Origin of the sequence: Leifsonia sp. Root112D2, assembly GCF_001424905.1 — a bacterium.
Taxonomy (GTDB): domain Bacteria; phylum Actinomycetota; class Actinomycetes; order Actinomycetales; family Microbacteriaceae; genus Root112D2.
In genome coordinates this window covers 2,188,514-2,212,816 of sequence record NZ_LMCU01000001.1, presented here as the reverse complement: position 1 = coordinate 2,212,816, position 24,303 = coordinate 2,188,514, and the positions used below count along the sequence as shown (strand labels likewise).

24 protein-coding genes and 1 tRNA gene are annotated in these 24,303 nt (G+C 64.8%); 10 read left to right on the top strand and 15 right to left on the bottom strand.

Features of this window, described 5'->3' with window-relative positions:
- Positions 1–10 precede the first annotated feature (10 nt).
- A complete protein-coding gene (locus ASC63_RS10305; protein WP_055812754.1) occupies positions 11–1,276 on the top strand; it encodes an MFS transporter in 1,266 nt (421 codons plus the stop codon).
- Positions 1,277–1,325: 49 nt separating this feature from the next.
- Here ASC63_RS10305 and ASC63_RS10300 read toward each other — a convergent pair whose 3' ends face one another.
- The 7 genes from ASC63_RS10300 to ASC63_RS10275 form a co-directional block, all read right to left on the bottom strand.
- On the bottom strand, positions 1,326–1,763 hold the full coding sequence (locus ASC63_RS10300) for a pilus assembly protein TadG-related protein (RefSeq protein WP_235492119.1): 438 nt from the start codon (positions 1,761–1,763) through the stop codon (positions 1,326–1,328).
- 5 nt (positions 1,764–1,768) lie between these two features.
- Entirely contained in the window at positions 1,769–2,233 is a 465-nt protein-coding gene (locus ASC63_RS10295) for a hypothetical protein (RefSeq protein ID WP_055812748.1), read from the bottom strand.
- Positions 2,205–2,606 (bottom strand): TadE/TadG family type IV pilus assembly protein, encoded by a 402-nt coding sequence (locus ASC63_RS10290; protein WP_268765150.1) that lies wholly within the window; start codon positions 2,604–2,606, stop codon positions 2,205–2,207. The genes ASC63_RS10295 and ASC63_RS10290 overlap by 29 nt, the downstream gene beginning before the upstream one ends.
- Before the next feature lie 4 nt (positions 2,607–2,610).
- Complete coding sequence (locus tag ASC63_RS16515) at positions 2,611–2,787, bottom strand: hypothetical protein (protein WP_200936839.1); 177 nt, start codon at positions 2,785–2,787, stop codon at positions 2,611–2,613.
- 86 nt (positions 2,788–2,873) lie between these two features.
- Positions 2,874–3,812, bottom strand: coding sequence for a type II secretion system F family protein (locus tag ASC63_RS10285; protein WP_055812745.1), 939 nt, complete (start codon positions 3,810–3,812; stop codon positions 2,874–2,876).
- The gene (locus tag ASC63_RS10280; protein ID WP_055812742.1) at positions 3,809–4,675 is read right to left on the bottom strand and encodes a type II secretion system F family protein; all 867 of its coding nucleotides are present in this window, start codon (positions 4,673–4,675) and stop codon (positions 3,809–3,811) included. Before ASC63_RS10280 ends, ASC63_RS10285 begins: the two co-directional genes overlap by 4 nt.
- A complete protein-coding gene (locus tag ASC63_RS10275) occupies positions 4,672–5,904 on the bottom strand; it encodes a CpaF family protein (RefSeq protein ID WP_055812738.1) in 1,233 nt (410 codons plus the stop codon). The genes ASC63_RS10280 and ASC63_RS10275 overlap by 4 nt, the downstream gene beginning before the upstream one ends.
- A gap of 140 nt (positions 5,905–6,044) precedes the next feature.
- On the opposite strand from ASC63_RS10275, the gene ASC63_RS10270 reads away from it, so the two are divergent.
- From ASC63_RS10270 to ASC63_RS10260, 3 genes are all read left to right on the top strand, one after another.
- Complete coding sequence (locus ASC63_RS10270) at positions 6,045–6,749, top strand: DedA family protein (protein ID WP_055812736.1); 705 nt, start codon at positions 6,045–6,047, stop codon at positions 6,747–6,749.
- 26 nt (positions 6,750–6,775) lie between these two features.
- Positions 6,776–6,857, top strand: a tRNA-Leu gene (locus ASC63_RS10265).
- 177 nt (positions 6,858–7,034) lie between these two features.
- Positions 7,035–7,775, top strand: coding sequence for a VTT domain-containing protein (locus ASC63_RS10260; RefSeq protein WP_200936927.1), 741 nt, complete (start codon positions 7,035–7,037; stop codon positions 7,773–7,775).
- 11 nt (positions 7,776–7,786) lie between these two features.
- Here ASC63_RS10260 and ASC63_RS10255 read toward each other — a convergent pair whose 3' ends face one another.
- The 4 genes from ASC63_RS10255 to murI all read right to left on the bottom strand — a co-directional run bounded on the left by ASC63_RS10255 (position 7,787) and on the right by murI (position 10,986).
- On the bottom strand, positions 7,787–8,701 hold the full coding sequence (locus ASC63_RS10255; protein ID WP_055812730.1) for a cation diffusion facilitator family transporter: 915 nt from the start codon (positions 8,699–8,701) through the stop codon (positions 7,787–7,789).
- 73 nt (positions 8,702–8,774) lie between these two features.
- Positions 8,775–9,401 (bottom strand): RdgB/HAM1 family non-canonical purine NTP pyrophosphatase, encoded by a 627-nt coding sequence (gene rdgB / locus ASC63_RS10250; RefSeq protein ID WP_055812727.1) that lies wholly within the window; start codon positions 9,399–9,401, stop codon positions 8,775–8,777.
- Positions 9,398–10,138, bottom strand: a complete 741-nt coding sequence (rph, locus tag ASC63_RS10245) for a ribonuclease PH (RefSeq protein WP_055812724.1) — start codon at positions 10,136–10,138, stop codon at positions 9,398–9,400. Before rph ends, rdgB begins: the two co-directional genes overlap by 4 nt.
- Before the next feature lie 2 nt (positions 10,139–10,140).
- A complete protein-coding gene (gene murI, locus ASC63_RS10240; RefSeq protein WP_055815343.1) occupies positions 10,141–10,986 on the bottom strand; it encodes a glutamate racemase in 846 nt (281 codons plus the stop codon).
- A gap of 89 nt (positions 10,987–11,075) precedes the next feature.
- Between murI and ASC63_RS10235 the strand changes: the two genes are divergently transcribed.
- The gene (locus ASC63_RS10235; RefSeq protein ID WP_055815341.1) at positions 11,076–12,386 is read left to right on the top strand and encodes a nicotinate phosphoribosyltransferase; all 1,311 of its coding nucleotides are present in this window, start codon (positions 11,076–11,078) and stop codon (positions 12,384–12,386) included.
- Between the two features lie 39 nt (positions 12,387–12,425).
- Here the strand turns inward: ASC63_RS10235 and ASC63_RS10230 are convergent, their stop codons facing one another.
- The 3 genes from ASC63_RS10230 to ASC63_RS10220 are packed head-to-tail and all read right to left on the bottom strand — an operon-like array spanning position 12,426 to position 15,299.
- The gene (locus ASC63_RS10230; protein ID WP_055812721.1) at positions 12,426–12,710 is read right to left on the bottom strand and encodes a DUF3039 domain-containing protein; all 285 of its coding nucleotides are present in this window, start codon (positions 12,708–12,710) and stop codon (positions 12,426–12,428) included.
- 34 nt (positions 12,711–12,744) lie between these two features.
- Positions 12,745–14,322 carry a hypothetical protein gene (locus ASC63_RS10225; protein ID WP_235492116.1) on the bottom strand — a complete coding sequence of 526 codons (1,578 nt, stop codon included), beginning with the start codon at positions 14,320–14,322 and terminating at the stop codon, positions 12,745–12,747.
- Complete coding sequence (locus ASC63_RS10220; RefSeq protein ID WP_082487777.1) at positions 14,298–15,299, bottom strand: ABC transporter ATP-binding protein; 1,002 nt, start codon at positions 15,297–15,299, stop codon at positions 14,298–14,300. Before ASC63_RS10220 ends, ASC63_RS10225 begins: the two co-directional genes overlap by 25 nt.
- Positions 15,300–15,944: 645 nt before the next feature.
- Between ASC63_RS10220 and ASC63_RS10205 the strand changes: the two genes are divergently transcribed.
- From ASC63_RS10205 to ASC63_RS10190, 4 genes are all read left to right on the top strand, one after another.
- Complete coding sequence (locus ASC63_RS10205) at positions 15,945–16,637, top strand: phosphocholine cytidylyltransferase family protein (RefSeq protein ID WP_055815332.1); 693 nt, start codon at positions 15,945–15,947, stop codon at positions 16,635–16,637.
- 113 nt (positions 16,638–16,750) lie between these two features.
- Positions 16,751–17,557, top strand: a complete 807-nt coding sequence (locus tag ASC63_RS10200) for an ABC transporter permease (protein WP_235492114.1) — start codon at positions 16,751–16,753, stop codon at positions 17,555–17,557.
- Complete coding sequence (locus ASC63_RS10195) at positions 17,557–18,297, top strand: ABC transporter ATP-binding protein (protein WP_055812710.1); 741 nt, start codon at positions 17,557–17,559, stop codon at positions 18,295–18,297. The genes ASC63_RS10200 and ASC63_RS10195 overlap by 1 nt, the downstream gene beginning before the upstream one ends.
- A 154-nt stretch (positions 18,298–18,451) precedes the next feature.
- Positions 18,452–18,760: a hypothetical protein gene (locus tag ASC63_RS10190; protein ID WP_055812707.1), complete on the top strand. Its 309-nt coding sequence runs from the start codon at positions 18,452–18,454 to the stop codon at positions 18,758–18,760.
- A 92-nt stretch (positions 18,761–18,852) separates the two neighbouring features.
- Here the strand turns inward: ASC63_RS10190 and ASC63_RS10185 are convergent, their stop codons facing one another.
- A complete protein-coding gene (locus ASC63_RS10185; protein WP_055812704.1) occupies positions 18,853–19,179 on the bottom strand; it encodes a helix-turn-helix domain-containing protein in 327 nt (108 codons plus the stop codon).
- 103 nt (positions 19,180–19,282) lie between these two features.
- Between ASC63_RS10185 and ASC63_RS10180 the strand changes: the two genes are divergently transcribed.
- Entirely contained in the window at positions 19,283–24,202 is a 4,920-nt protein-coding gene (locus ASC63_RS10180) for a DEAD/DEAH box helicase (RefSeq protein WP_235492112.1), read from the top strand.
- The last annotated feature ends 101 nt before the right edge of the window (positions 24,203–24,303 follow it).

Below are 24,303 nucleotides of genomic sequence, written 5' to 3'. Positions count from 1 at the left end.
CTGAAACGCGATGAGCACCGACGAGCGCCCCTTCAGCATTCGCGCCGTCGCGCTGGCGGCATTCCTGCCGACACTCATCTTCTCCATCGGCGAGGGCGCCATCATTCCGATCATTCCGATCGTGGCGAGCAACCTCGGTGCCGGGCTCGCCATGGCGGGGCTCATCGGCGGGATGATCATGGTCGGCGAGGTGCTCGGCGACATTCCCAGCGGCTGGGTGGTCTCACGAATCGGCGAGCGCAACGCCATGATCTGGGCGTCGTTGCTGTGCATCGTAGGCTTGAGCGTCTGTCTGCTCTCCCCCACGACACTCGCGCTGACGATCGGCGTGTTTCTGATCGGAATCGCCACAGCGGTCTTCGCCCTGGCCCGGCACGCCTTCATGACCGGGTATGTTCCAGTGAAGTACCGCGCACGCGCCCTCAGCACCCTCGGCGGTGTGTTTCGCGGCGGCTGGTTCGTCGGTCCGTTCATCAGCGCCGGAGTCATCGGGCTTTTCGGCGACACACATGCTGTGTTCTGGGTGCACATCGCCGCGTGCGTGCTGGTGGCAGTGGTGCTGTTCATCGTGCCCGACCCGAGCACGACGCTGGCGGCGCAGCGGCAGACCGGGCATCCGCACTCGGAACCGGATGCCGGCAAACAGGAGGCGAGAGCGCGCACCGAGGGTCTCTTCCGCACCATTTGGGCGAATCGCGGGGTGCTCGCACACATGGGCGTCGGCGCCGCTCTCATCGGCGGCCTGCGCTCCTCACGCACCGTCATTCTGCCGCTGTATGCGGTGGCGATAGGCATCAGCGACACGAACACCGCTCTCATCATCGGTCTCGCCGGCGCCGTAGATTTCGCCCTCTTCTACGTCTCGGGTCAGATCATGGACCGTTTCGGCCGCATGTCGTCGGCCATACCGTCCATGGTGGGTCTGGGCCTGGCGCACATCGCTCTCGCGTTTGTGACGGCCGAGCCCTGGTTCGTCGCCGTAGCTGTGTTCATGTCGCTGGCGAACGGCGTGGGCAGTGGGCTTCTGATGACCCTCGGTGCGGATCTGGCGCCGCCGGGAAATCCGGCGCCATTCCTCGGCGCCTGGCGTTTCACCGGAGATGTCGGGCAGGCTGCCGCCCCGCTCGCGATCTCGGCCGCCACGGCCGTTGCCTCCCTCGGTGCGGCCGTGATCGGCATGGGCGTGCTCGGCCTGGTCGGTGCAGGCCTGCTCGTGCGCTGGATTCCACGCTACGTGCCCCGCCGCCCGCGCCCACCCATCCCGTCGGTCGAGTAGCGGCCGACGGAGGAGGCCGCATATCGAGACCGCGCCTACGTAACTCGAGCTACCACAAGACGGATCGCGCCACCGAAGTCACCTCGAGGCGAATCCCCGCGGGGAGCAGCAGCGACACTACCGGGGGTTTCCACGACGAGGTGAGCGTGACAGTCGCGCTCGATCCATCCGGCGATTCGGCGCGGGCAAGCCGCAGGTCGTCGAAGTGGCCGATCGGGTTGTCGCGCAGATAGTCGCCGACGGCGTCACGCACCTCATCATCGCTCAACGTCGGGCGCAGCCGCGTTCCGTCGACCGCTACATCATCGAGATCGAACGCTTCCGCGCCCACGAGCGCCGCGCCATCCGCCAGCGTGAAGAGCCGCTTGCGTTCGAGATACAGCGAGGTGGCCGCCACGACCAGCAGCACAAGTACGAGGGAGAGCATGGCGAAGAAGATCACCAGCGGCAGCGTCGAGCCCTCGTCGTCGCCTATGCGTGCACGCATCCGCCTCATCGCGCGCCCCAGAAGCGTGAGACCTGCTGGGCCGCCGTTGCCTGCAGCGGAACGCTCGCCGTCTTCGCCAGGTCCAGGGCTTCGGGCACCAGCGGCAACGGGGCGCGCACTGCAACCGTCACGGTCACCGTGCCGCGTCGGGTGAAGCACTCTCTCGGCTTCGGCGAGCACCGGATGCTCACGTGCGCGCCGTCGGCCTTCATTCCGTAGTCGGCGAGCGCGAACTGCACGGCGCGACTCACCCTGGCCTCCCCTTCCCTGGCGTTCGGCGCTTGCACATAGACCCGAGCGGCCTGCCGCGCCGCGCCTTCGACGGCGAGCGCGCCACCCTGGATGCTTGCGACGGCGAGCACGAGATAGACGAACGGCACGAGCATGAGAACGCCCACGGTGATGAATTCGAGCGACGCGGAACCGGCATCCGATGCCAGTTCAGCGCTCCAGCGCCTCAACGGACGCATGGCCACTCACCTCCAGCCCGTCATCGATGCCGATCAACCCGATCAGTGGCAGCGGTGCACGCACGGTGATGGTCGCCGCAGACTGCCCAAGGTAACTGCCGTATGCGGCGCTGATGTCGCGGGCGTACCCGGCGCCGATAACCGTGGTGATGAGTTCTCGCGTGCGCTCTTCGCCGTCGGGCAGGCCGTTGTCTGCCAACGCGGCGAAGCGGGCCCCCTCGGCAGCGGCATCCAGCACCGTATTGCGAATGTGCAGGGCGAGCGCCAGTTGCAGTACCGAAAGGGTAAGCACCGTCAGCAGGGCGCCGACCATGACGAACTCGGCGGCTGCCGACCCCTCGTCACTGCGCCAGCGGGCCGCGATGCTCGACACGTGTTCAGAAACTGGTGACGCGGGAGATGGCCTGCTCGAACACGCCGCTCAGGGCCGGGCCGGCGAGCCCCCAGATAATGATGACCAAACCTGCGGTCATGAGAGTGATGAGCACCCAGCCGGGCACATCGCCCGTCTCGTCTCGGTGAATGCGCCGCACGGCACGGGTGAATATAGACACTGCTCTCCTACTTTCTTTCGATGACACGTCTTTCGATGACACGTCTCTCGATGACACGTCTTTCGATGACACGCGACGCCGGCTCATCAGAACCCGGCCTGGAGCACGAAGACCCCGGGAAAAATGGCGAAAAGCACAGTAACGGGCAGAATCAAGAAGACGAGCGGCACCATCATCGCCACCTCTTTCTTGCCCGCGATCTCGAGCAACGCCCGCTTGGATTCCTCCCGCGCGTCCTGCGCCTGGGCCCGCAGCACCTCGGCGAGCGGGGATCCGTGTTCGAGAGCACCGGCTATCGCGTCGATGCACCGGCTGAGAATGGCGAGATCGATTCGCCGTTCCACGGATTTCAGCGCCTGCACGAGGGAAACGCCGGTGTTCACCTCTGCCACGACCAGGGCGAACTCATGGGCGAGCTCGCCCGAGCTTGTGCGAGAGATGCGACGCAGCGCATCGAGCACGCCTTCCCCGGCCGACAGGCTGAGGGTCAGAAATTCCAGAACGGTCGGAAACTCACTGGCGATACGCCGGGTTCGAGCGGCGGCCGCGCGCTGCAGGAGCCAGTCCTTGAGCGCGAAACCACAGCCGGCGGCAACCAGCGGGAGAGCCATCTGTGCAATCGGCGGAACCGAACGAAACGGCGAGACTGCTACGAGAGCCAGGATGCCGGTAACCAGTCCCAACACGGCCCACGTCAGTTGTCGTCCCCGAAACTCCTCGACGGTTGTGGGCAGCCTGGCCTGACGCAACCGTCGCTCTACAGTCTCGTTGCCGCCGAGAATGCGTGAGACGGTGTCGCGCAGTGCCCCGGCGAGGGGGCCGAGCACCGTGCCCAGAATGGGCAAGGGGTCGACCGACTTTCGCGAAACGAAGCTGTGTGCCGTCTCAGAGACGTCCAGAATGTAGGGCGCGACCCGGTCGGCGAGGCGCGGGCGACTCAACCGCGGCAGTGCACCCACGATGGACCACAAGCCGAGGCCCAGAACCAGCCCGCAGAGCACTCCCCACGCCACGAGCGCGCTCATCGGAACCACCGTTTTTCCTCGGGCAACCGCCCCAGGGCGCGCATCGCCCGGTATGCCAGCACAGACACGACGAGTCCAACGATGATCACCGTGACCCCGGTCGGCGAGTTGTATGCCTGCGCCGCCTCAGGCCGCGAGGCAAGCAGAAGCAGCACGATCCACGGAGCGGCAACGCCGAGCCTCGCCGCGTTCGTCACCCACGACTGCCGCGCCTCGACCTCCGAACGGATGGCACTCTCCTCACGGAGGTAGACGGAGAGACTGCGCAACACGAGCGTCAGGTCGCTGCCGCCCACCTCGCGGGCCATCCGCAGTGTCTCCAGGATGCGATCGGCCACCGGATCGGCCAGCGACTCCTTGAGCGCATCAATGCTTCTGGAGAAGTTGCCGCTGACTCGATAGTCGCGCTCGAAGCCGGCAAAGGCCTCGCGGGTGGCCGCGGGCCCGGTATATGCCAGCGTGCTCACGCTGTCGGGCAGGGCCAGTCCGGACCGCACGGCGGAGACCAGTTGATCCACGGCATCCGGCCACACCGCACGGCTTGCGCGCCGTCGAGAGCGCACCCGAAGCCCGATGATCGTTGTCGGTGCGAGCGCGCCGACGATTGCCGCGGCCATCGAAAGCGCCACAACACCGAGTACCGCCTGGGCAACCATGCCGAGCACGAGCCCGAGCAGTATCGAGATCGCGATGAATCCGGTGGGCGGCAGCGTTGGCATGCCTGCCAGGGTCAGAAGAGTGCGCAGAGCATCGAGGGGCCCGCCACGGTTCGCCACGACGCGGCGAGGGCCCAGCGGCCACACGAACGGTGACAAAACGAGCAGCACACCCGCGCCAAAGACAGCGCCCAGAACGAGCGTCATGCCGCGCTCCCCCGCAGCACGACGGCAGGATCGAGGCCGGCCGCCTGAAACTTGGCCAGCTTGGTCGGGTAGCCGCCCGTGTGCACAAGCAGACCGGAGCGACGCTCGAAGATCGGGCTCGCCTCGATGATGCCGCCCGTGACGTGACCGCTCGGCGCGATGATCTCCGCGATGGTGCGCCGCCCCCGTCGATCCATTTCACAGTGCACCACGATGTCGACGCAGCTGGCGACAGTGGGCACGACAAAGGAGGAGTCGATGTTGCGACCCGCCAGCAGGGGAAGCGTCGAGAGTTTCGACAGCGCGTCGCGTGCCCCGTTCGCATGAATGCTGCACATGCCGGGAAGCCCTGAATTCAGCGCGATAAGCAGGTCGAGGCTCTCCGCCTCGCGCACCTCGCCGACCACCAGCCGGTCGGGACGCATGCGCATCGCCTCCTTGATGAGCCGCCGCAGCGAGATCTCGCCGCTGCCCTCGAGGCTGGGCTGACGACACTGCATCGAGACGACATCCTGCGCCGAGAGATCGAGTTCGAAGGTCTCCTCCACCGTCACGATGCGATCCGACGGCCGCGCCGACGAGAGCAGCGCGTTCAACAGGGTGGTCTTGCCGCTCTGGGTCGCGCCTGAGACAAGAATGTTCTGGTTCGCGAGCACGCACATCCGCAGAAATTCGGCGGCCTGCGGCGACATCGATTCCAGCCCGACAAGCTGCTTCAGTTCCCGGATGCGTTTGGTGAACTTGCGGATGTTCACCGCCCAATGCCGATGCGTGATGTCGGGAATCACGACGTGCAGCCGAGAGCCGTCGGGCAGGGACGCATCGACGAACGGCGAGGAGAGATCGACCCGACGGCCGGAGGACTGCAGCATTCGCTCCACCAGGTCACGAATCTCGGCGTCGCTGATCACCGTCGAGGTCAACTCGGGCACTCCGTTGCGCGCTATGAAGATGCGGTCAGGAGCGTTGATCCAGACCTCTTCGATGTCCGGGTCGTCAAGGTAGAGCTGCAGCGCACCGAAGCCGGTGAGCGAGGCGACAATCTGGCGCGCGGCCTCGCGCTCATCCGCAATCAACGGCATCGAACCGCCGAGAGCCCGCTCACTGTAGCGACGCAGTTCATCGTGCACATACTCGTGCGCGAGCGAGCCGCTGCCGGCCAGATCCACTCCCTCGCTGCGCACGCGGGTGCGCACCTTCTCGGCAATCACGCGCACGGCATCGTTCATGCCAGCATCTTGGTGCAAAACGCGAATACCCCGCTGAAGTTATCCACAGGCCGCCTTATCGAGGCGATACGGCTCGCGCGCCCGACGGCATCTGCCTTCGGGTTAGGCTTGCCTAAGCTAGCCGAAGCGGAAGGATCACGATGCTACGTACGGCCGCCCTCGACGGCCAGCTGAATGAGGTGCTCACCGGCACGGGAGTCGTCGTCTTCTATGTGCTGGTGTGGGGGCTCGTCTTCGCCGGCACCGCCGTCTTTCTCGGCATCTTCATTCCGTTCATCACCGGCGATTCCCTGCTTTTCGCTGCCGGACTCGTCACTGCCGCCAGCGGCAACCTCAATATTGCGATACTCGCGATAGGCGTCGGCATCTCGGCGTTCCTCGGTGACCAGGTGGGCTTTCTTCTCGGCCGTCGCTACGGTCGCGGCTATCTCGATCGGCACGGAGGGCGGCGCACCCAGGCCGCCATCGCCAAGACCGAGCGCTTCTACACGATGTTCGGCTGGTGGGCCGTGGTGATAGCGCGCTTCATGCCGTGGGGCCGAGTATTCATTCCGGTGATCGCCGGCGTCGGCCGCATGAACTATTACCGATTCCTCACGAGCAACCTCGTCGGCGCGGTGGCCTGGGGCGCCGGCATGACGGTGATCGGCTACTTCGCGGCCTCCGTTCCGGGCATCAAGAGCGCGGCATACGTCATCGGCGGCGCGTTCATCCTGGCCTCGGTTGTCTTCGGATTCCGCGCCTGGTGGCTCGATCGTCGTTCGCGGCTGACGGATGCCTCACCCGCGGCATTCGCACCTGCATCCGCACCGACCAGCGCCGTCGCACCCGCCGAAGAGGCCTGAGCCGCCGATACACTGAGACGGCACTCGCGGGAGTGGTGAAATTGGCAGACACGCAGGATTTAGGTTCCTGTGCTTTCGAGCGTGAGGGTTCAAGTCCCTTCTCCCGCACCGTTCCCGCACGGCACGGCCCCCACTCCCCCGGCGGTTCTACATCGAGCGGATGATCTTGCCCGGCAATGTGCCGGCCCCTCACCTTTTGTGCGGCATCGCTGGCTAAACTTTCAGCTACCCCATAACTTTCATTCATTCCGGTGCCGCCGGGTCCATCTCATCTGGAGCAGCGTGATCCACACCTCATTGATCCCCTGGCTCGACGCAGCGAATATCATCGACGCCGCTGGGCCATGGGCTCTGCTCGTGGTGTGCGCCATCATCTTCGCCGAGACCGGGCTGCTCATCGGCTTCCTTTTTCCCGGCGACACCCTGCTGGTGATAGCGGGCATCCTCACCTTCTCCGGTCACCACGAGTCGGGTGGCGGCCATGGCATCCACATCGCCATCTGGTGGGTCTGCCTCGCCATCGGCTTCGCCGCATTCCTCGGCGGAGAGGTCGGCTATCTCATCGGTCGCAAGGCCGGGCCGCGCGTCTTCGAACGTAAGGAATCGGGAATCTTCAGCATCAAGAACGTGCAACGCACGAATGCGTTCTTCGAACGCTTCGGACCGTTGGCGGTTGTCGTCGCTCGCTTCGTGCCCGTCGTGCGCACCTTCGCGCCGGTCGCCGCCGGCGTCGGCCACATGAATTACCGCAAGTACAGTCTGTACAACCTCATCGGGGCGCTCATCTGGGGCGCCGGACTCACCTACTTCGGCTATCTCCTCGGCTACATTCCGCCCGTCGCCGACTTCGTCAAGAACTACATTGACCTCATCCTTATCGGGGCGGTCGTTGTCACGCTGGTTCCCACCGTCTATCACTACATCCGGGCAAGCCAGAAGGCGAAGAAGAGCAACGCGGTGACGTCGAGCAACGCCGAGTCGGGCACAGCGTCGTCAGGCACCGAGGCCGCCGAATCCGCCGAGTAGCCGGCGTCCGCTCAGCGGTGCAGTTCGTCTTCGTGCGCCGCGTGCTCCGCCGGTTCCAGTTGGAAGGTGGAGTGCGCAACGTCGAAATGCTGGGACAGGCATCCGCCGAGCTCGTCCAGCAGCCGTCCGGTGTCGCCGTTTTCGAACACCTGGGCATCGACCACCACGTGCGCCGTGAAAACCGGATGCCCCGAGGTGATGGCCCACACATGCACGTCGTGCACCGCCACAACGCCGGGCGTCTCGGTGATGTGCCGACGAATCTCGGCGACGTCCGTGTCGGCGGGCGCCGCCTCGCTGAGCACCCGCACCACATCGCGCAGCAGGGCGAAAGCCCGCGGCACTATCATGGCGGCGATCGCCAGTGAGGCGATGGCATCTGCGGGCGCGAAGCCGGTGGTCATGAGCACGACGGCCGCCACAATCACGGCGCCGGCCCCCAGCAGGTCACCGAGAACCTCGAGATAGGCCCCGCGCATGTTGATCGAGTGCTGTGCCGCCGGGCGCAATAGCAGCAGCGCCCCGATATTGGCTACGAGAGCTACCACCGCGACCACGAGCATGGGCACGCTCTGCACGTCGGCCGCCTGCGCACTCGTCAGACGCACGATGGCGCCGATGGTCACCGCAATGGCCACCACCACGAGGATCACGCCGTTGATCAGCGCGCCGAAGACCTCGGCACGCCGGTAGCCGAAGGTCTGCCGATCGGTCGCCGGACGCGCGGCGACGATCGTCGCGATCAACGCCACGATGAGGCCGATGAGATCGCTCAGCATGTGGCCGGCATCCGCCAACAAGGCAAGCGAGCCGCTCACCGCCGCGCCGATGACCTGGATGGCGAGCACGCACACCACGATGCCTATCGCCAGCAGAAGTCTGCGCTTGCTGGTGTCGGATGCCGCGTGGCTGTGGTCGTGTGTCATGTCACTTGTCAACGCTAGATTGTGCGGTCACAACGCGCCAGAGCGCGAGCCTTGAAAGGAATAAGTATCGTTCTCAGGAAGCTGTGGACGAGTCGAGCGCGAGTGTGCGAAGCACGGGAATGAGCGCCCAGAATGCCCGAGCGCGATGGCTCTGCGCGTTCTTCTCGTCGGCGGTCAATTCCGCGGAGGTGATCGTGGCGCCATCCGGAACGAAGATGGGGTCGTAGCCGAAGCCGCCGGCACCGTGGGCCTCGGTCGCGAGTCGCCCCTGCCAGACGCCCTCGACGGTGAGCTCCTGTGCAGGCTGCGGCAGCCCCTTCGGCACGACGACCGCGATCGTGCAATGAAACTGCGCCGTGCGATGTGGGTCTCGGATGTCGCCCAGCTGATCCAGAAGCAGCCGAAGGTTCGCCTCCGCGTCACCGTGCGAGCCCGCCCAGCGCGCGGAGAAGATACCCGGCGCCCCGCCGAGCACATCGACGCAGACGCCCGAGTCGTCGGAGAGTGCGATCTTCCCCGTGTGTTGCGCCGCAACACGCGCTTTGATGAGCGCGTTCTCGGCGAACGTCACGCCGTCTTCGACGGGCTCGGGCCCGTCATAAGCGGCGACACTCAGCCCCAGCCCCGCCGCACCCAGAATCTTCTGGAACTCCTCGACCTTGTGCGCGTTATGCGTGGCCAGAACGAGCTGCAAGGTCATCGTGCTTCGTTCAGCGCGGTCGCCTGCAATTCTGCCAGCGTCGTCGTTCCGCCCAGGGCGAGGTCGAGCAGGCTGTTCAGCTCGGCGCGATCGAATGGCGCCCCCTCGGCCGTTCCCTGCACCTCCACGAACAGCCCTCGGCCCGTCACGACGACATTCATGTCGGTTTCGGCGCGGGAGTCTTCGGTATATGCCAGATCGAGCATGGGCACGCCATCGATGATTCCCACTGAGATGGCGGCGACGCTGTCGATGAGCGGTGTGGCCTTCTGCGCGATGAACTTGTGCGCGCGGCCCCACTCCAGGGCGTCGGCGAGCGCCACATACGCCCCCGTGATTGCCGCCGTGCGGGTGCCCCCGTCGGCCTGCAACACGTCGCAGTCGAGCACGATGGTGTTCTCGCCGAGCGCCTTCATGTCGACCACTGACCGCAGGCTGCGCCCGATGAGGCGGCTGATCTCGTGCGTGCGACCGCCGATTTTGCCCTTGACCGACTCCCTGTCGGTGCGGCTGTTCGTGGCCCGCGGCAGCATCGAGTACTCTGCCGTCACCCATCCGCGGCCTTTGCCGGCCATCCAGCGCGGAACCCCGTTGGTGAACGACGCCGTGCACAGCACCTTCGTGCGGCCGAACGAGATGAGCGCGCTGCCCTCGGCCTGCTCGCTCCAGCCGCGTTCGATGGTGACCGGCCGCAACTGGTCGGTGGTGCGTGCGTCGGCACGGGTGATCTCGGTCACAGTCAGTTCTCCTTGGTGGTGGTGCGGTTCTGCCTCGGCAGGGTGATGGTCTCGGTGTCGACCCTGTCGACACGCGAGATCTCGGGGCCCATAAAACGGTGTGCGAGGCGCAGGAACTCATCGAGGTCCGGCCCCGTGGCCTCATAGCGCAGCGAGGGAGCACCGGGCGAGGTACGCTCAAGCCCTTGCCCGACGAGTACCCGGTAGACGTCGTTGGCGGTCTCGGTGTCGCTGGAGACGAGCGTGACGCCTTCCCCCATCACGTACGAGATGGCGCCCTTGAGGAATGGATAGTGGGTGCAGCCCAGCACGAGGGTATCGATGTTTGCGTCACGAAGCGGCTGCAGATAGCCGCCGGCGACCGCCAGCAGTTCGTCACCGCTGGTCACTCCTGCCTCGACGAATTCGACGAAGCGAGGGCAGGCCTGGCTGAACAGCTGAAGCGCGGGGGCCGCGGCGAACGCATCCTCATAGGCGCGCGACTTCACTGTGCCGACGGTGCCGATCACACCCACCCGATTGCTGCGCGTCGCGGCGACCGCGCGGCGCACGGCCGGCTGGATCACCTCGACGACGGGCACCGAGTATCGTTCCCGGGCGTCGCGCAACATGGCGGCGGATGCCGTATTGCACGCGATCACGAGCATCTTCACACCGGCCTCGACGAGAAAATCGAGGGACTCGAGTGCGTAACGACGAACATCCGCTATCGGCTTGGGCCCATACGGCGAATGTGCGGTGTCTCCCACGTAGAGAATCGATTCGTTGGGCAGCTGATCACGAACGGCCCGCGCCACCGTGAGCCCGCCGACCCCGGAGTCGAAGATTCCAATCGGCGCATCCGTCACGAGAATCAAGCCTACTAGCGCACCGATCATCGTAGGCTGACACCGTGACCGGCTCATCTGCACTGCGTACCGACCGCTATGAACTCACGATGGTGGATGCCGCCATGCAGTCGGGCACCCACGACAGGGAGTGCGTGTTCGAGGCGTTCTCCCGACGGCTGCCTCCCAGCCGGCGTTACGGGGTGGTGGCCGGCACGGGCCGCCTGCTCGAGCTGATCGACCAGTACCGTTTCGGCGATGAGGAGCTGGGCTGGCTTCGCGAGAATTCCGTCGTTGCACCCGCCACCCTCGACTGGCTCGCGAACTATCGCTTCAGCGGAACGATCCACGGCTACCGGGAAGGCGAGTTGTATTTTCCTGGATCCCCGATTCTCGTTCTCGACGCGCCGTTCGCCGAGGGAGTGGTGCTCGAGACCCTGATTCTCAGCGTGCTCAACTACGACTCGGCGGTGGCGAGCGCTGCCGCACGCATGGCATCCGCGGCGGTGGGACGCCCGCTGGCCGAGATGGGATCGCGGCGTGCCAACGAGCACGCGGCGGTGGCCGCGGCCAGGGCGGCATTCATCGCCGGCTTCGACGCGACCTCCAACCTTGAGGCGGGCCGCCATTGGGGGGTTCCCACCATGGGCACTGCCGCGCACGCCTTCACGCTGTTGCACGACAGCGAGGAGGCGGCCTTCCGTGCCCAGATCGACGCCCTCGGAGTGGGGACCACGCTGCTCGTGGACACCTTCGATGTGCGCGCCGCCATCGATCTCGCCGTCAGCATCGCGGGGCCACAACTCGGAGCGGTGCGTCTGGATTCCGGCGATCTGCCCTCACTCGTGCGCGAGGTGCGCGCCCAGCTCGACGATCTCGGCGCCGTGAACACCAAAATCACCGTCACCAACGACCTCGACGAGTACACCATTGCCGCACTGGCCGCCTCCCCCGTGGACTCCTACGGCGTCGGCACCTCGGTGGTGACCGGTTCGGGCACGCCGGCATCCGGAATGGTCTACAAGCTGGTTGCGCATCGCAACGATGCGGGCGAATGGGTCTCCGTGGCCAAGAAATCCGAGGGCAAGGTGAGTGTCGGCGGTCGCAAACGCCCGCTGCGGCGCATCGGCGCGAATGGTCGGGCAACGGCCGAGGTGATTCAGATCATCGGAGAAGATCATTCCCCCCGACATGGTGCGCAGGCCCGCCGTTCGACGCAGGCGCCGGATGCCGGTGCCACGCCACGCGAGCGTGACCTGCTCGTGCCCCTCATGGTTGACGGCGTAGCCGACGAGCGCTACCTCGGCACCGCGGGCACCGCGTTGGCCCGAAAGCATCGCGCTGCCGCCGTAGCGGAGCTACCAGAGGCCGCCTTCCGGCTCAGCCGTGGCGATCCGGTGCTGCCCACACAGTATGAATGAGCGACAGTGCGAATGAGCGACAGTGCGAATAAACGCGCGCTATTCGCCCTGCATCCGCTCGTAGATCTCCTTGCAGGTTGGGCACACCGGAAACTTCTGCGGGTCGCGCCCCGGGGTCCACTTCTTGCCACAGAGAGCCTTCACTGCCTTGCCGGTCATGGCCGACTCAAGAATCTTCTCCTTCTTCACATAGTGTGAGAAGCGCTCGTGGTCGCCCGGCTCGATCGTCTCCTGCTGCAGCAGTTCCTCAAGCTCGCGGTCGAGGGTCGCGGTGCCGCCACCGTCGGGAATGCCGCCCGGTTCTGAGATGCTCGCGTGGTTCATGCTTCCATTTTAGGTCGCCGTCCGCCCGAGCGCGTCAGTCGTTCTTTGCGGCGAGCGCCATGATCTCGGGTCCGCGACGATCAAAGACCATTCCACCGAGAACCACCCCTGCTGCCAGCGCGAGCACACCGATGCCGATGCCTGCCACGAGCGCCCAGATCAGCCACTCCGGGTCGAACAGCACGCCGAGCACCATGAACACGATCACCGGAGCCGAGAGCACAAGGATCGCGAAGAAGCTCACCGACTGCACAATCGCCGATGCCCCACCGGATGTCTGCGGCTGCGTGAACGCGCTCTCCCCCGGTTTCGTCGCCGGATACGGGAACAGCGCAGACGACAGGCTCGAAAGCCCGATGCCGATGAGCAGCACCGCGGCGCTCACGCCGATCACGGCCGGCAGCACCGCCCACTCGCCGTACACGATGACCGTCACGATCGATCCGATGCCGATGAGCGGAATTCCTATCAGCAGTACCGGAAAGATGCGCCCGAGCCGATCGGCCAGCCCGCGTGTTCCCGAGGCGACGTGCAGCCAGATCGCCGTGCTGTCGTATGCGACGTCGTTGTGGATGGTCCAGCCGAGAAAGAGGCACATGACCGGCAGCGGCAGCAGGGCCACATAGTGGGCCGGCATCCCGGCGACGAGCAGCGCCACCACCATCAGCACGGGCACCAGGGGAATCATCACGAGCGAGACCCAGTAGCGCGCGTCGCGACCCCAGTAGGTGGTGCTGCGCGCGGCGATGGCCGCCGCCGAGCCGCCCGGCAGCCGACCGAACCAGCCGAGCCCCACGTAATCCTTGATGACCGCTTCACGCTGCGGGGTGACGAGCATCCGGCCCACAAGTGCCCGCCAGGCCAGCCAGAGCAGGCCGAGACTCGCCAGCGCAATCAGCAGCTTGAGCAGCGCCGTGCCCCACGATCCCAGGGCCGCGTCGCCCGGCACCGACCAGACCGCACCAAGTGGCGTCCAACTCAACCAGGCTGCAACGTCTCGCACCACGCTCACGCCGTCGCGCCCCCAGTCCACGGTGACGAGAAGCATCACGACGGGCGAGATCAGCACAATCAACAGAATGCCGATGAGGCCGCCGAATTCACGCGCCCGGCGGGTGGCAAGCAGAAACGAGGCGAGCGATGTCGAGACGCGTGAGGCCAGCACGCAGGTGGCCACCACGATGACCGCGCTCACGAGCGCGAGAACCGCCGAGCCAGGATCACGTGACCAGGTGATGATCGTCGCCAGCGCACAGACGGAGAGAATCAGCGAGGGGATACCGATGAGCGCCGCGAGAGCGAGCCCCGTGGCCAGACGCGTGGTGGACATGCCGAACAGGGAGAAACGACGAGGATCCATCGTGTCGTCGACCCCGAACACGAGCGGCAACAGCAGAAACCCGGCTATCACCGCCGCGCCGACCACCACAAGGATATTGCGCACCAACTCGACGTCACCGACGAATCGGGAGGCAATCAGCGCGGCAACTATCACCATCGCGATGCCGAGCCCGTAGAGCAGGCCTATCACCAGCCCGAAGATCTGCCAGGGGCTGCGCCGAAACATATTGGCCAGAAGCCTCAGCTTCAGTCCGAGAAACTGTGCAACCACTCCATGCCCTCCGCCGCCTTGCGCCCACCGGCGAGCTCGACGAATCGATCCTCCAGGGTGCCGGAGCCGCGAACCTCGCTCACGGTTCCCGCGGCAAGCACCTTGCCCTGCACGATGATTGCCACGCTGTCGCAGACGCGCTGGATGAGGTCCATGCCGTGGCTCGAGAGCACCACGGTGCCGCCGCCCTGCACATATTTCTGCAGGATGTCTATGACATTGGCCGCCGAGACCGGATCGACCGATTCGAAGGGCTCGTCGAGCACGAGCAGGCGTGGTGAGTGAATCATCGCGGCCGCGAGCGCGATCTTCTTGGTCATTCCGGCCGAGTAGTCGGCCACGAGGCGGTTCAGCGCATCGTCGAGACCGAGCGCCAGGCTCAGGTCGGCCGAGCGGGCCTTCACCGTCTCAGCGTCGAGACCCCGCAGCGTTCCGGAATAGAACAGCAGCTGGGCTCCGGTGAGGCGATCGAACAGGCGCAGCCTGTCGGGGAGAACGCCGATCGAACGCTTGGCCTGTATCGGATTGCGCCAGACATCCACGCCGTGCACCGTGATGTTGCCGGCATCCGGGCGCAGCAGGCCGGTCACCATCGAGAGCGTCGTGGTCTTGCCGGCGCCGTTCGGGCCGACGATTCCATAGAAAGAGCCCTCGCGCACCTCGAGAGAGACACCGTCGACCGCCACGGTGTCGCCGAAACGCTTGACGAGCCCGTCGATGGAGAGCACGATGCTCGCCGTCTCGGGGTTCGGAGCCTCGCGCGCCGGCGGCGGCACGGGCTGCGCCGCAGCGACTGCGGATGCTCCGCTTGCCTCACCAGCGGATTCGCGGGGCTTCTTCGCCGTCGAGCGCGGCGCGCGCTTGACGGGAGACTTCGCGGGCCTCTTTGCTGGCGTCTTCGCAGGAGCGCTCTCCTCGACGGCGGAGGTCTTCTTCGCTGACGGCGCTCGCTTGCGCGGCACCGCTGTGGTGGGCATCTGTTCCGCCACTGCGCTTTCAGACACTGCGCTTTCGGTCACTGCGCTTTCAGCGGATGCCCGTTCAGCGGATGCTCCTCCGCCCGACGTCAACTCCGCGGTCGGCTCGACGGTGAGCCGGTGACCGACGGATGCCGCGGCCGTGCGCGCGGCTGGCTTCCTGACGGGCGTGTTCTTGGCTGACGCAGCCCGAGCTGGCGCAGCCTTGGCCGGAGTCGACTTAGCCGGAGTCGCCTTAGCCGGAGTGGTCTTCGCCGCGGGCTTCTTCGCCGCCGCCGCCCCGGTGGGCTTCGAGGCGCGAGGGGCTTTCGCGGCCGGTTTCTTCGCTGCAGCGCCCGCCGAAGGCTGCTGCGGATCCGTCGGGGGCAGCGGCTCGTTTGTCACCCCGCTAACGTATCAAGATGCGCTGAGGCTTACCTCATTCGCAAGGCGGAAAATGACGAAACCCAACCTTTGAGTCAGCCGTGAGGATGGTAACGGAACGACAACGAGAGGTGCGCACCCCTGCCCCCGAAACGGGTGCCTCGATAAGCTGGTTACGGCATAACGGGGTGTCTTTACGCAGAAGCGCGCGTGAACCCTGGGCAAAATCCTTCTCGGCCATCCGGTCGAGTCCACGCAGCGCTGGACTTCAAGGAGATGATGATGACCACGCAGATAGTGATCCTGGCCGCGGGCATGGGAAGCCGCCTCGGCCGCTCCCTTCCCAAATCGCTCACTGAGTTGAACGACGGCCGCACGATCATGCAGCAGCAGTTCGACAACATCCACCACACCTTCGGCAAGACGGCCAAGGTGACGATCGTCGTGGGCTACAAGCTCGAGCACATCATCGAGTCCTTCCCCGATGCAGACTTCGTCTACAACGAGCAGTACGACCAGACCAACACGTCCAAGAGCCTCATGCGCGCACTGCGGGCATCCGGCAACGGCGGTGTTCTGTGGATGAACGGCGACGTCGTCTTCGACCCGATCCTGCTCGACCGCGTGGCGCCGTACGTCGCGCGTGACCAGTCCATCGTCACGGTCAATACCTCTTCGGTCTCTGATGAAGAGGTCAAGTACACGACAACCGCCGAGGGCTACATTCGTGAGCTGTCGAAGACCGTCAAGGGCGGTCTCGGCGAGGCTGTCGGCATCAACTACGTTTCGAGCCACGACAAGGCCGCCCTGCTTCGTCAGTTGCAGCGCGTCGACGCGCAGGACTACTTCGAGCGCGGCATCGAACTCGCCATCGAGCAGAACGGCATGCTCGTTGAGCCGGTCGACATCTCTGACCTGTACGCGGTCGAGGTGGACTTCGCCGAAGACCTGGTGCGCGCGAACCTCTTCGTCTAGCTGCGTGTAGCCGGGTGATTCGGCGCATGGCGTTGACGCCGTATCTTCGAACACTGTGAGATTGGGCGGCTCCTGCACAGGAGCCGCCCTTTTCGCACCATACGATAGATGCCGTGACCAGCAATGCCGAGGTGCGCCAGGAACGGCGCACGCCCTTCGCCCGGTATTGCCATTCCCTCTGGCTGCTCACCAAGCGTGACCTGCGGGTGCGCTACGCCACCAGTGCGCTCGGCTATCTCTGGTCCATCCTCGACCCGCTGCTCATGGCGGGCATCTACTACTTCGTCTTCGGCTTTATCTTCCACAAGGGCGGGGTCGGCGAGGATCCGTACATCGTCTTCCTGCTCTCGGCCATGCTGCCCTGGGTGTGGTTCAACGGTTCCGTGTCCGACAGCACCCGCGGCTATCTGCGCGAGGCCAAGCTCATTCGCTCCACGACCATCCCGCGCACCATCTGGGTGAACCGCATCGTGCTCTCCAAGGGCATAGAATACCTTGCCTCCCTGCCCGTGCTCGCGATTTTCATCATCATCTTCGGGGCGAAGGTCAGTATCGACGCCCTCTGGCTCTACCCGCTGGCCATCATCTTGCAGGCGGCACTGGTCACGGGGCTCGGCCTCATCGTTGCGCCTCTCGTCGTGTTCTTCCGCGACCTGGAGCGCGCCGTCAAGCTCATCCTGCGGCTGCTGTTCTACGCGTCGCCGATCATCTACAGCGCCACGGATGTTCCCGGTGCCATCCGCGGTCTCACCACCTTCAATCCCCTCAGCGGCATCTTCAGCCTGTATCGGGCGCCGATCTTTCCCGATGAGCTGCGCTGGCACGTCGTGGGTGCCGGCGCTGCCGTCACCGCCGTCATCCTCGTTGTCGGCCTCTGGGTGTTCGCCCGCACGGAACGCGCCGTGCTGAAGGAGATCTGATGGCCGGCGGCAGTGTGATCGAAGTGGCGGATGCCGGCATCCGGTTTCGCAGGAATCGTGGCGGACGCCGTTCGTTCAAAGACCTCTTCTCCTCACGCACGCGCCGCAATCGACCCGGAGAATTCTGGGCACTGCGTAATGTGAGCTTCACCGTGCAGCGCGGCGAGGCGATAGGCGTGGTGGGCCGCAACGGTCAGGGCAAGTCCACGCTGCTCAAGCTCGTCGCCGGAGTTGTTCTGGCAGACGAGGGCCGCGTCGATGTAGCCGAGGGCGTTGCCCCGTTGATCGAGATCACCGGCGGCTTCGTCGACGATCTGACGGTGCGCGACAATGTGTACCTCACGGCGGGGCTGCACGGCATGTCCAAACGCGAGATCGATGAGGCGTTCGACGAGATCATCGCGTTCGCCGAGATCGGTGATTTCATCGATACGCCATATAAACATCTCTCCAGCGGCATGAAGGTGCGCATCGCGTTCTCGGTGATCTCGCGTCTTCAGGAACCGATCATTCTCGTCGACGAGGTGCTCGCCGTCGGCGACCGCGGCTTTCGGGAGAAATGCTACAAGCGCATCGAGGAGATGCTGGCCGGTGGCCGCACCCTCTTCTTCGTCTCCCACAATGAGAAGGAGATGCGCCGCTTCTGCACGCGCGGACTCTACCTCGACAAGGGCACTCTCAAGCTCGACGGCACCATCGACGAGGTGCTCTCGATCTACGACAAGGACTACGGGGCGTAGAGCCGGGTCCCGGTCGCTGAGGTCGCCCGGTCGCTGAGCTTGCCGAAGCGCCCCTTCCTCCACAACAGAGCCACGCCACAACCTCTCCACAGCCCCGCCGCACATCGGCGCAAACGCCAGCACTCCCGTCGCTGGCTCGCGTTACCGTGCCCGCATGCTGAAACCTGTCGAGTCCTCGCCCGAGCCGGATGCCATCCCGCTGGCCTACCCGGTTCCCTTCCGTTTCGATCGCAGCCAAGCTCCGCGCTACGGCCTCACAAATGCCAGTCTCGAACGACTCAGCGGCGTCACCTTCGCCCTCCTCGGTGCTGGCACGATGCCGCTGCAGGTGCCACTCACCCTGCCGGCGGGCGAAACGGCCGTCATCCCCATCCACGGCGACGACCTGGCGCGTTCGACGATCCTCATCGTGCGCTGGTTCCGAGCAAACGGCGACGAGTACCTCTGGCGGGCGAGTTTCTAACTTTTCGCGCAGCCTCTCAATTCAGACGAGAACCGCCGGAACTTCAATGCGCCCTTAGGAGCAAACAACCACTTCTTGAGGGCTCGATGCGGTCAATCGCGCCCGCGCCCCGGGGCGGCGGGGTCGACGCCCTGCTTGCCGCGCAGGCGCTCAAGTGCGCTGGGCTTGGGCACGCGTGGCGGCACCATGTCACGCGTCATGCCCGATATTAAGTCGCCAGGATCAAGCTGAAGAGCATCCGCAATGCGGATCAAATTGTGGACGTTCGGGTTGCGCTCGCCCCGCTCGATCTTGCCAATCGTCGTCGTATCGACCTCAGCGCCGGAGGCCACTTCTTCCTGGGTGGCGCCGAGAGACAGGCGACGAGCAAGAATCCGCTCCCCCAGTTCGTGGGTAGCGCGCGAGAGCGGATCAACCATCCCTCATGCATATCCGCTCGATGGGCGCGCAGCCAGAGTGGGGACATGCCATAGGTTATTGCCCAAGGTGTTTTTGCCTGCATGGCAATAGGAGGTATGAACTGTGTCTGGCGATTCACCGTTCTCCGCAGGAACAGCCCAGCCCCGTGGCATCCGGGGGCTCCTTGAGCAGTACACGCGGCTCGCGCGCGATACGCGGGAGAAGGGTCTGCTCTTCGAACGGCTGATCGCGCAGTTCCTGCGCACCGACCCGCTGTACTCGGCACGCTTCGATGCGGTGTGGCTGTGGCAGGACTGGCCGGGGCGCGATGGCAAGCCCGACACGGGCATCGATCTGGTTGCCCGGGAGAGCTACACGGGCAAGCTCTGCGCGATCCAGTGCAAGTTCTACGCAAGCGATCACTATCTGCAGAAGAGCGACATCGACTCGTTCTTCACGGCATCCGGCAAGGAGGGCTTCTCTTCGCGCGCCATCGTCTCCACGACGAGCCACTGGTCGAAGCATGCGACGGATGCGCTCCTCGGTCAGCAGATCGACACCTTCAGAATCGGCATCGACCAACTCGAGGCCAGCGACATCGACTGGAACCGCTTTCGTCTCGACGAACCCGAGGAGATGCGCCGGGAGCCGCTCAAGGACCTGCGCGAGCATCAGCTCGAGGCGCTGCGTGCCGTCAAGCAGGGATTCACCGAGCACGATCGCGGCAAACTCATCATGGCGTGCGGCACGGGCAAGACCTTCACGAGCCTGCGCATCGCCGAGCGCACCGTTGCCCGCGGCGGCTCCGTTCTCTTTCTCGTTCCCTCCATCGCGCTGCTCTCGCAGACCCTGCGCGAGTGGGCGGCGCAGCAGGAGATTCCGCAGCGTGCCTTTGCGATCTGCTCCGACACTAAGGTGGGCAAGAAAGCCGAAGACTACTCGGTGAGCGACCTGGCCTACCCGGCCACGACCAACGCACCCAGCCTGTTGAAGGCGGCACTGGGCAGCGGCCCGGATGACGGCATCACCGTCTACTTCTCCACCTACCAGTCCATCGCCGTCGTCGCCGAGGCGCAGGCCGCCGGGCTGCCCGAGTTCGACCTGGTGGTCTGCGATGAGGCGCACCGCACCACCGGCGTGACGCTCTCCGGCGACAACGAATCCGCCTTCGTGCGGGTGCACGATGCGAGTTACATTCGCGCGAAGAAGCGGCTCTACATGACCGCAACCCCGAAGCTCTACGGCGAGGCAGCCAAGACGAAGGCATCCGAAAAGCTTGCCGTCGTCGTGAGCATGGACGACGAGTCCAGATTCGGCCCCGAATTCCACCGCCTGGGTTTCGGCGCCGCGGTCGAGCGCGGTCTGCTCTCCGACTATCGCGTGCTCGTGCTCGCCGTCGATGAGGGCAACGTCAACGCCAACTTCCAGCAGGAGTTCGCGCAGCAGGGCGAACTGTCGATTCCGGACGCCGCCCGCATCGTCGGCATCTACAACGGCCTCGCCAAGCGCGGCGTGCAGGGTCTCGGCCCGTGGCCGATGGACATCGCACCGATGCGCCGCGCGGTAGCGTTCAGTCGCTCGATCAAGGATTCGCAGAAGGTCTCCTCGATGCTCGACGGGTTCTCGGGCGGTCCCGCGGCATCCGGAGTACCGTCGTTTCCCACCGCGGCGGAGCAGGAACGGCTCGAGATCGCCGGTGAGAACGCGGATGCGACGCAGCGCGCCGCCATCGACAAGGCGACCGTCCAGCCGCTCGGCATCCAGGCGAAGCACGTGGACGGCACCATGAATGTGCTCGTGCGCAACACCATGCTCGACTGGCTCAAGGAGGAGACGGACCCCACCGAGAACGGCTGCCGCATACTCACGAACGCCCGCTGCCTCTCCGAAGGCGTCGACGTTCCCGCGCTCGATGCCGTGATCTTCCTCAACTCGCGTGACAGCCAGGTGGATGTGGTGCAGAGCGTCGGCCGCGTGATGCGCAAGGCCGAGGGCAAGGACTACGGCTACATCATTCTGCCGATAGCAGTGCCCGCGGGCGAGAGCCCCGAGCAGGCGCTCAACGACAACGCCAAGTACAAGGTGGTGTGGGACGTGCTGCGTGCTCTGCGTGCGCACGATGAGCGCTTCGAGGCGAAGATCGAGCAGCTCGATCTCAACCGCCGCAGCGACGCCCAGATTCAGGCCATCGCGGTGACGGATTGGCGCGGCGAGGGTTCCGGTGACGGGGACGGCCCTGAGGCGGTCGCCGTACCGATGGACTGGTCGACGCTCGGCGCCGACTGGCGCGACGCCATCTACGCGAAGATCGTCGACAAGGTCGGCGAGCGCGATTACTGGGAGAACTGGGCGCGCGACGTCGCGGACATCGCCGCGCGACAGCAGGCCCGCATCGAGAGTCTGGTCACCGGCTCGGATGCGCGCATCCGCACCGAGTTCGAAGCGTTCGTGGGCGGGCTGCAGGACAACCTCAATCCGTCGATCACCGAGAAGGATGCCGTCGAGTCGCTCTCGCAGCACCTCATCACTCAACCGATCTTCGACGCCCTGTTCGAGGACTATTCGTTCAGCGCCAATAATCCGGTGTCGCAGGTGATGCAGCGCATGGTGGACGCGCTCGAAGGCACCAACGTGGAGAGCGAGCGCCAGGAGCTGGACGCGTTCTACGCGAGCGTGCGCCGCACGGTCTCCGGGATTGAGGATGCCGCCGGCAAGCAGACGACTATCAAGCGGCTCTACGAGAAGTTCTTCTCGGGCGCGTTCCGCGACACCAGCAACCGTCTCGGCATCGTCTACACACCGAACGAGATAGTGGACTTCATTCTGCACAGCGCGGACGACGTGCTGCGCAGTGAGTTCGGCGTCTCGATCTCCGATGAGGGCGTGCACGTGCTCGACCCGTTCACCGGTACCGGCACGTTCATCGTTCGACTGCTGCAATCCGGGCTGATCAAGACCTCGGATCTCGTGCGCAAGTACCGCTACGAGCTGCACGCCAACGAGATCGTGCTGCTCGCGTATTACGTGGCGGCGGTGAACATCGAGGAGACATTTCACGGCATCGTCGGCGCCTCGCGCGGTGCGCACGCCGAGCAGTACGAGACCGACAAGTACGAGCCATTTCCCGGCATCGTGCTCACCGACACCTTCCAGTCGTCGGAGGACGACGACGAGCTCGACGCGAAGGGCATCTTCGGCGACAACAACGATCGCGTGAAGGCGCAGAACGCACTCGATATTCGCGTGATCATCGGCAACCCGCCGTACTCCTCAGGGCAGGACAGCGCGAACGACAACAACCAGAACCTGAAGTACCCGTATCTCGATAAACGGATTGCTGAGACCTACGCGGCGCGATCGACCGCGCAGAACAAGAACAGCCTCTACGACTCGTACATTCGGGCAATCCGCTGGGCGAGCGACAAGATCAAGGATCGTGGCATCGTCTGCTTCGTCTCCAACGGCGGCTTCCTCGACGGCAACACGGCCGACGGCCTGCGCAAGAGTCTGACGGACGAGTTCAGTTCGCTCTACGTGTTCAACCTGCGCGGCAACGCACGCACCTCGGGCGAACAACGCCGCAAGGAGAAAGACGGCGTCTTCGGAGAGGGCAGCCGCGCCACGGTGGCGATCTCGCTCCTCGTCAAGAACCCGGATGCCACGGAGCAGGGCGTGCTGCACTACCGCGACATCGGCGATTACCTGAGCCGCGAGCAGAAGCTCGCGCTCATCGCAGAGTACGGCAGCGTCGACGGCGTGCCGTGGGAAGTACTCGAACCAAACGGCTCCGGCGACTGGCTCAATCTTCGCAGCAGCTTGTTCGCCGAGTTCACTCCGATAGGGAGTAAACAACCCGACTCAGTACTGATATTTAAGTCCTATTCTGCGGGCCTCAAATCAAACCGAGACGCTTGGATTTACAACGAGTCGATTTCGGCACTGAAACAGAATGTCGAGCAAACGGTCGCCTTCTATCAGTCACAAATTAGTGGAGCTACAGAAAAAACCCTCGCCAAACTATCCACCGATCAAACGAAGATCGCGTGGAGTGGTGGGCTCACGGCCGCTGCCCAGCGATCGCGACACATCGATGTCACGAAGGAAAGCTACCGAACAGCGCTGTATCGCCCATTCAATAAACAGCACGTCTACTTCAACAGCGATCTAAATGAGCGTCGATACCTGCTGCCAACGATGTTTCCCACACCAGAATCCACCAACGTCGGCATCTTTCTCGTTTCTCCTGGCGAGAGCAGCGATTTCTCATGTCTCCTGACAGATTCCATTCCGGATTTGCATCTACTCGCAACAGGGCAGTTTTATGCCCGCTACACGTACGAAGCACGAAGCGAGCAGCCGAGCCTCTTCGACGATGTCGAACCGTACACGCGCATCGACAACGTCACCGACGAGATCCTCGCGGAGTACCGCACTCTCTACGGTTCGCAGACGAGCAAGGATGACGTCTTTTACTTCGTGTACGGGCTGCTGCACTCCCCCGACTACCGCACGACGTACGCGGCGGATCTGAAGAAGATGTTGCCGCGCATTCCGAAGCTGGCCGAGGCATCCGACTTCTGGGCGTTTGCCGAGGCGGGGCGCGAGCTTGCGGAGCTGCACCTGGGGTACGAGAGCGTCGAACCGTACCCGCTCGAGATGGCGGTTTCGAGACGGCCGCGGGCGGCCTCCTCAACCAGCGGAGAGGTCGACTACCGGGTCGAGAAGATGCGGTTCGCGGGCAAGGCCGGGGCGTGGGACAAATCGACGATCCGGTACAACGACGAGATCACGCTGAGCGGCATTCCGGACGAGGCGCACGAGTATCTGCTCGGATCGCGCTCGGCGATTGAGTGGATACTCGAGCGGTACCAGGTGAAGGTGGACAAGGCCAGCGGTATCCGCAACGACCCGAACGATTGGGGCGCTGAGCACGGCGATCCGCAGTACATTCTGAAGCTACTGAAGAGCATCGTGACGGTGAGCGTCGAGACCGTGCGCATCGTGAAGAGGTTGCCGGCGCTGCGGATTCGGGCCGAGAACTGACCCAGTAGTGAGTGGCGGTTTCGAGACGCTCGTTGGTCTCGATACGTCCGCTGGCGGCCTACTCGACCCACCACCTCGACGGCTCCTCAACGAGCGGAACT

Bases quoted from the DNA above. Each gene is read 5' to 3' on its own strand.
- ASC63_RS10185 (WP_055812704.1), bottom strand. From the start codon at position 19,179: ATGGTTGATCCGCTCTCGCGCGCTACCCACGAACTGGGGGAGCGGATT.
- ASC63_RS10235 (WP_055815341.1), top strand. From the start codon at position 11,076: ATGGTGGATGCCGCCATGCAGTCGGGCACCCACGACAGGGAGTGCGTG.
- ASC63_RS10300 (WP_235492119.1), bottom strand. From the start codon at position 1,763: ATGCGTGCACGCATAGGCGACGACGAGGGCTCGACGCTGCCGCTGGTG.
- ASC63_RS10305 (WP_055812754.1), top strand. From the start codon at position 11: ATGAGCACCGACGAGCGCCCCTTCAGCATTCGCGCCGTCGCGCTGGCG.
- ASC63_RS10255 (WP_055812730.1), bottom strand. From the start codon at position 8,701: ATGACACACGACCACAGCCACGCGGCATCCGACACCAGCAAGCGCAGA.
- ASC63_RS10220 (WP_082487777.1), bottom strand. From the start codon at position 15,299: ATGCCCACCACAGCGGTGCCGCGCAAGCGAGCGCCGTCAGCGAAGAAG.
- ASC63_RS10190 (WP_055812707.1), top strand. From the start codon at position 18,452: ATGCTGAAACCTGTCGAGTCCTCGCCCGAGCCGGATGCCATCCCGCTG.
- rdgB (WP_055812727.1), bottom strand. From the start codon at position 9,401: ATGACCTTGCAGCTCGTTCTGGCCACGCATAACGCGCACAAGGTCGAG.
- ASC63_RS10195 (WP_055812710.1), top strand. From the start codon at position 17,557: ATGGCCGGCGGCAGTGTGATCGAAGTGGCGGATGCCGGCATCCGGTTT.
- ASC63_RS10285 (WP_055812745.1), bottom strand. From the start codon at position 3,812: ATGAGCGCGCTCGTGGCGTGGGGAGTGCTCTGCGGGCTGGTTCTGGGC.
- ASC63_RS10280 (WP_055812742.1), bottom strand. From the start codon at position 4,675: ATGACGCTCGTTCTGGGCGCTGTCTTTGGCGCGGGTGTGCTGCTCGTT.
- ASC63_RS10295 (WP_055812748.1), bottom strand. From the start codon at position 2,233: ATGCGTCCGTTGAGGCGCTGGAGCGCTGAACTGGCATCGGATGCCGGT.
- ASC63_RS10270 (WP_055812736.1), top strand. From the start codon at position 6,045: ATGCTACGTACGGCCGCCCTCGACGGCCAGCTGAATGAGGTGCTCACC.
- ASC63_RS10230 (WP_055812721.1), bottom strand. From the start codon at position 12,710: ATGAACCACGCGAGCATCTCAGAACCGGGCGGCATTCCCGACGGTGGC.
- ASC63_RS10275 (WP_055812738.1), bottom strand. From the start codon at position 5,904: ATGAACGATGCCGTGCGCGTGATTGCCGAGAAGGTGCGCACCCGCGTG.
- ASC63_RS10205 (WP_055815332.1), top strand. From the start codon at position 15,945: ATGACCACGCAGATAGTGATCCTGGCCGCGGGCATGGGAAGCCGCCTC.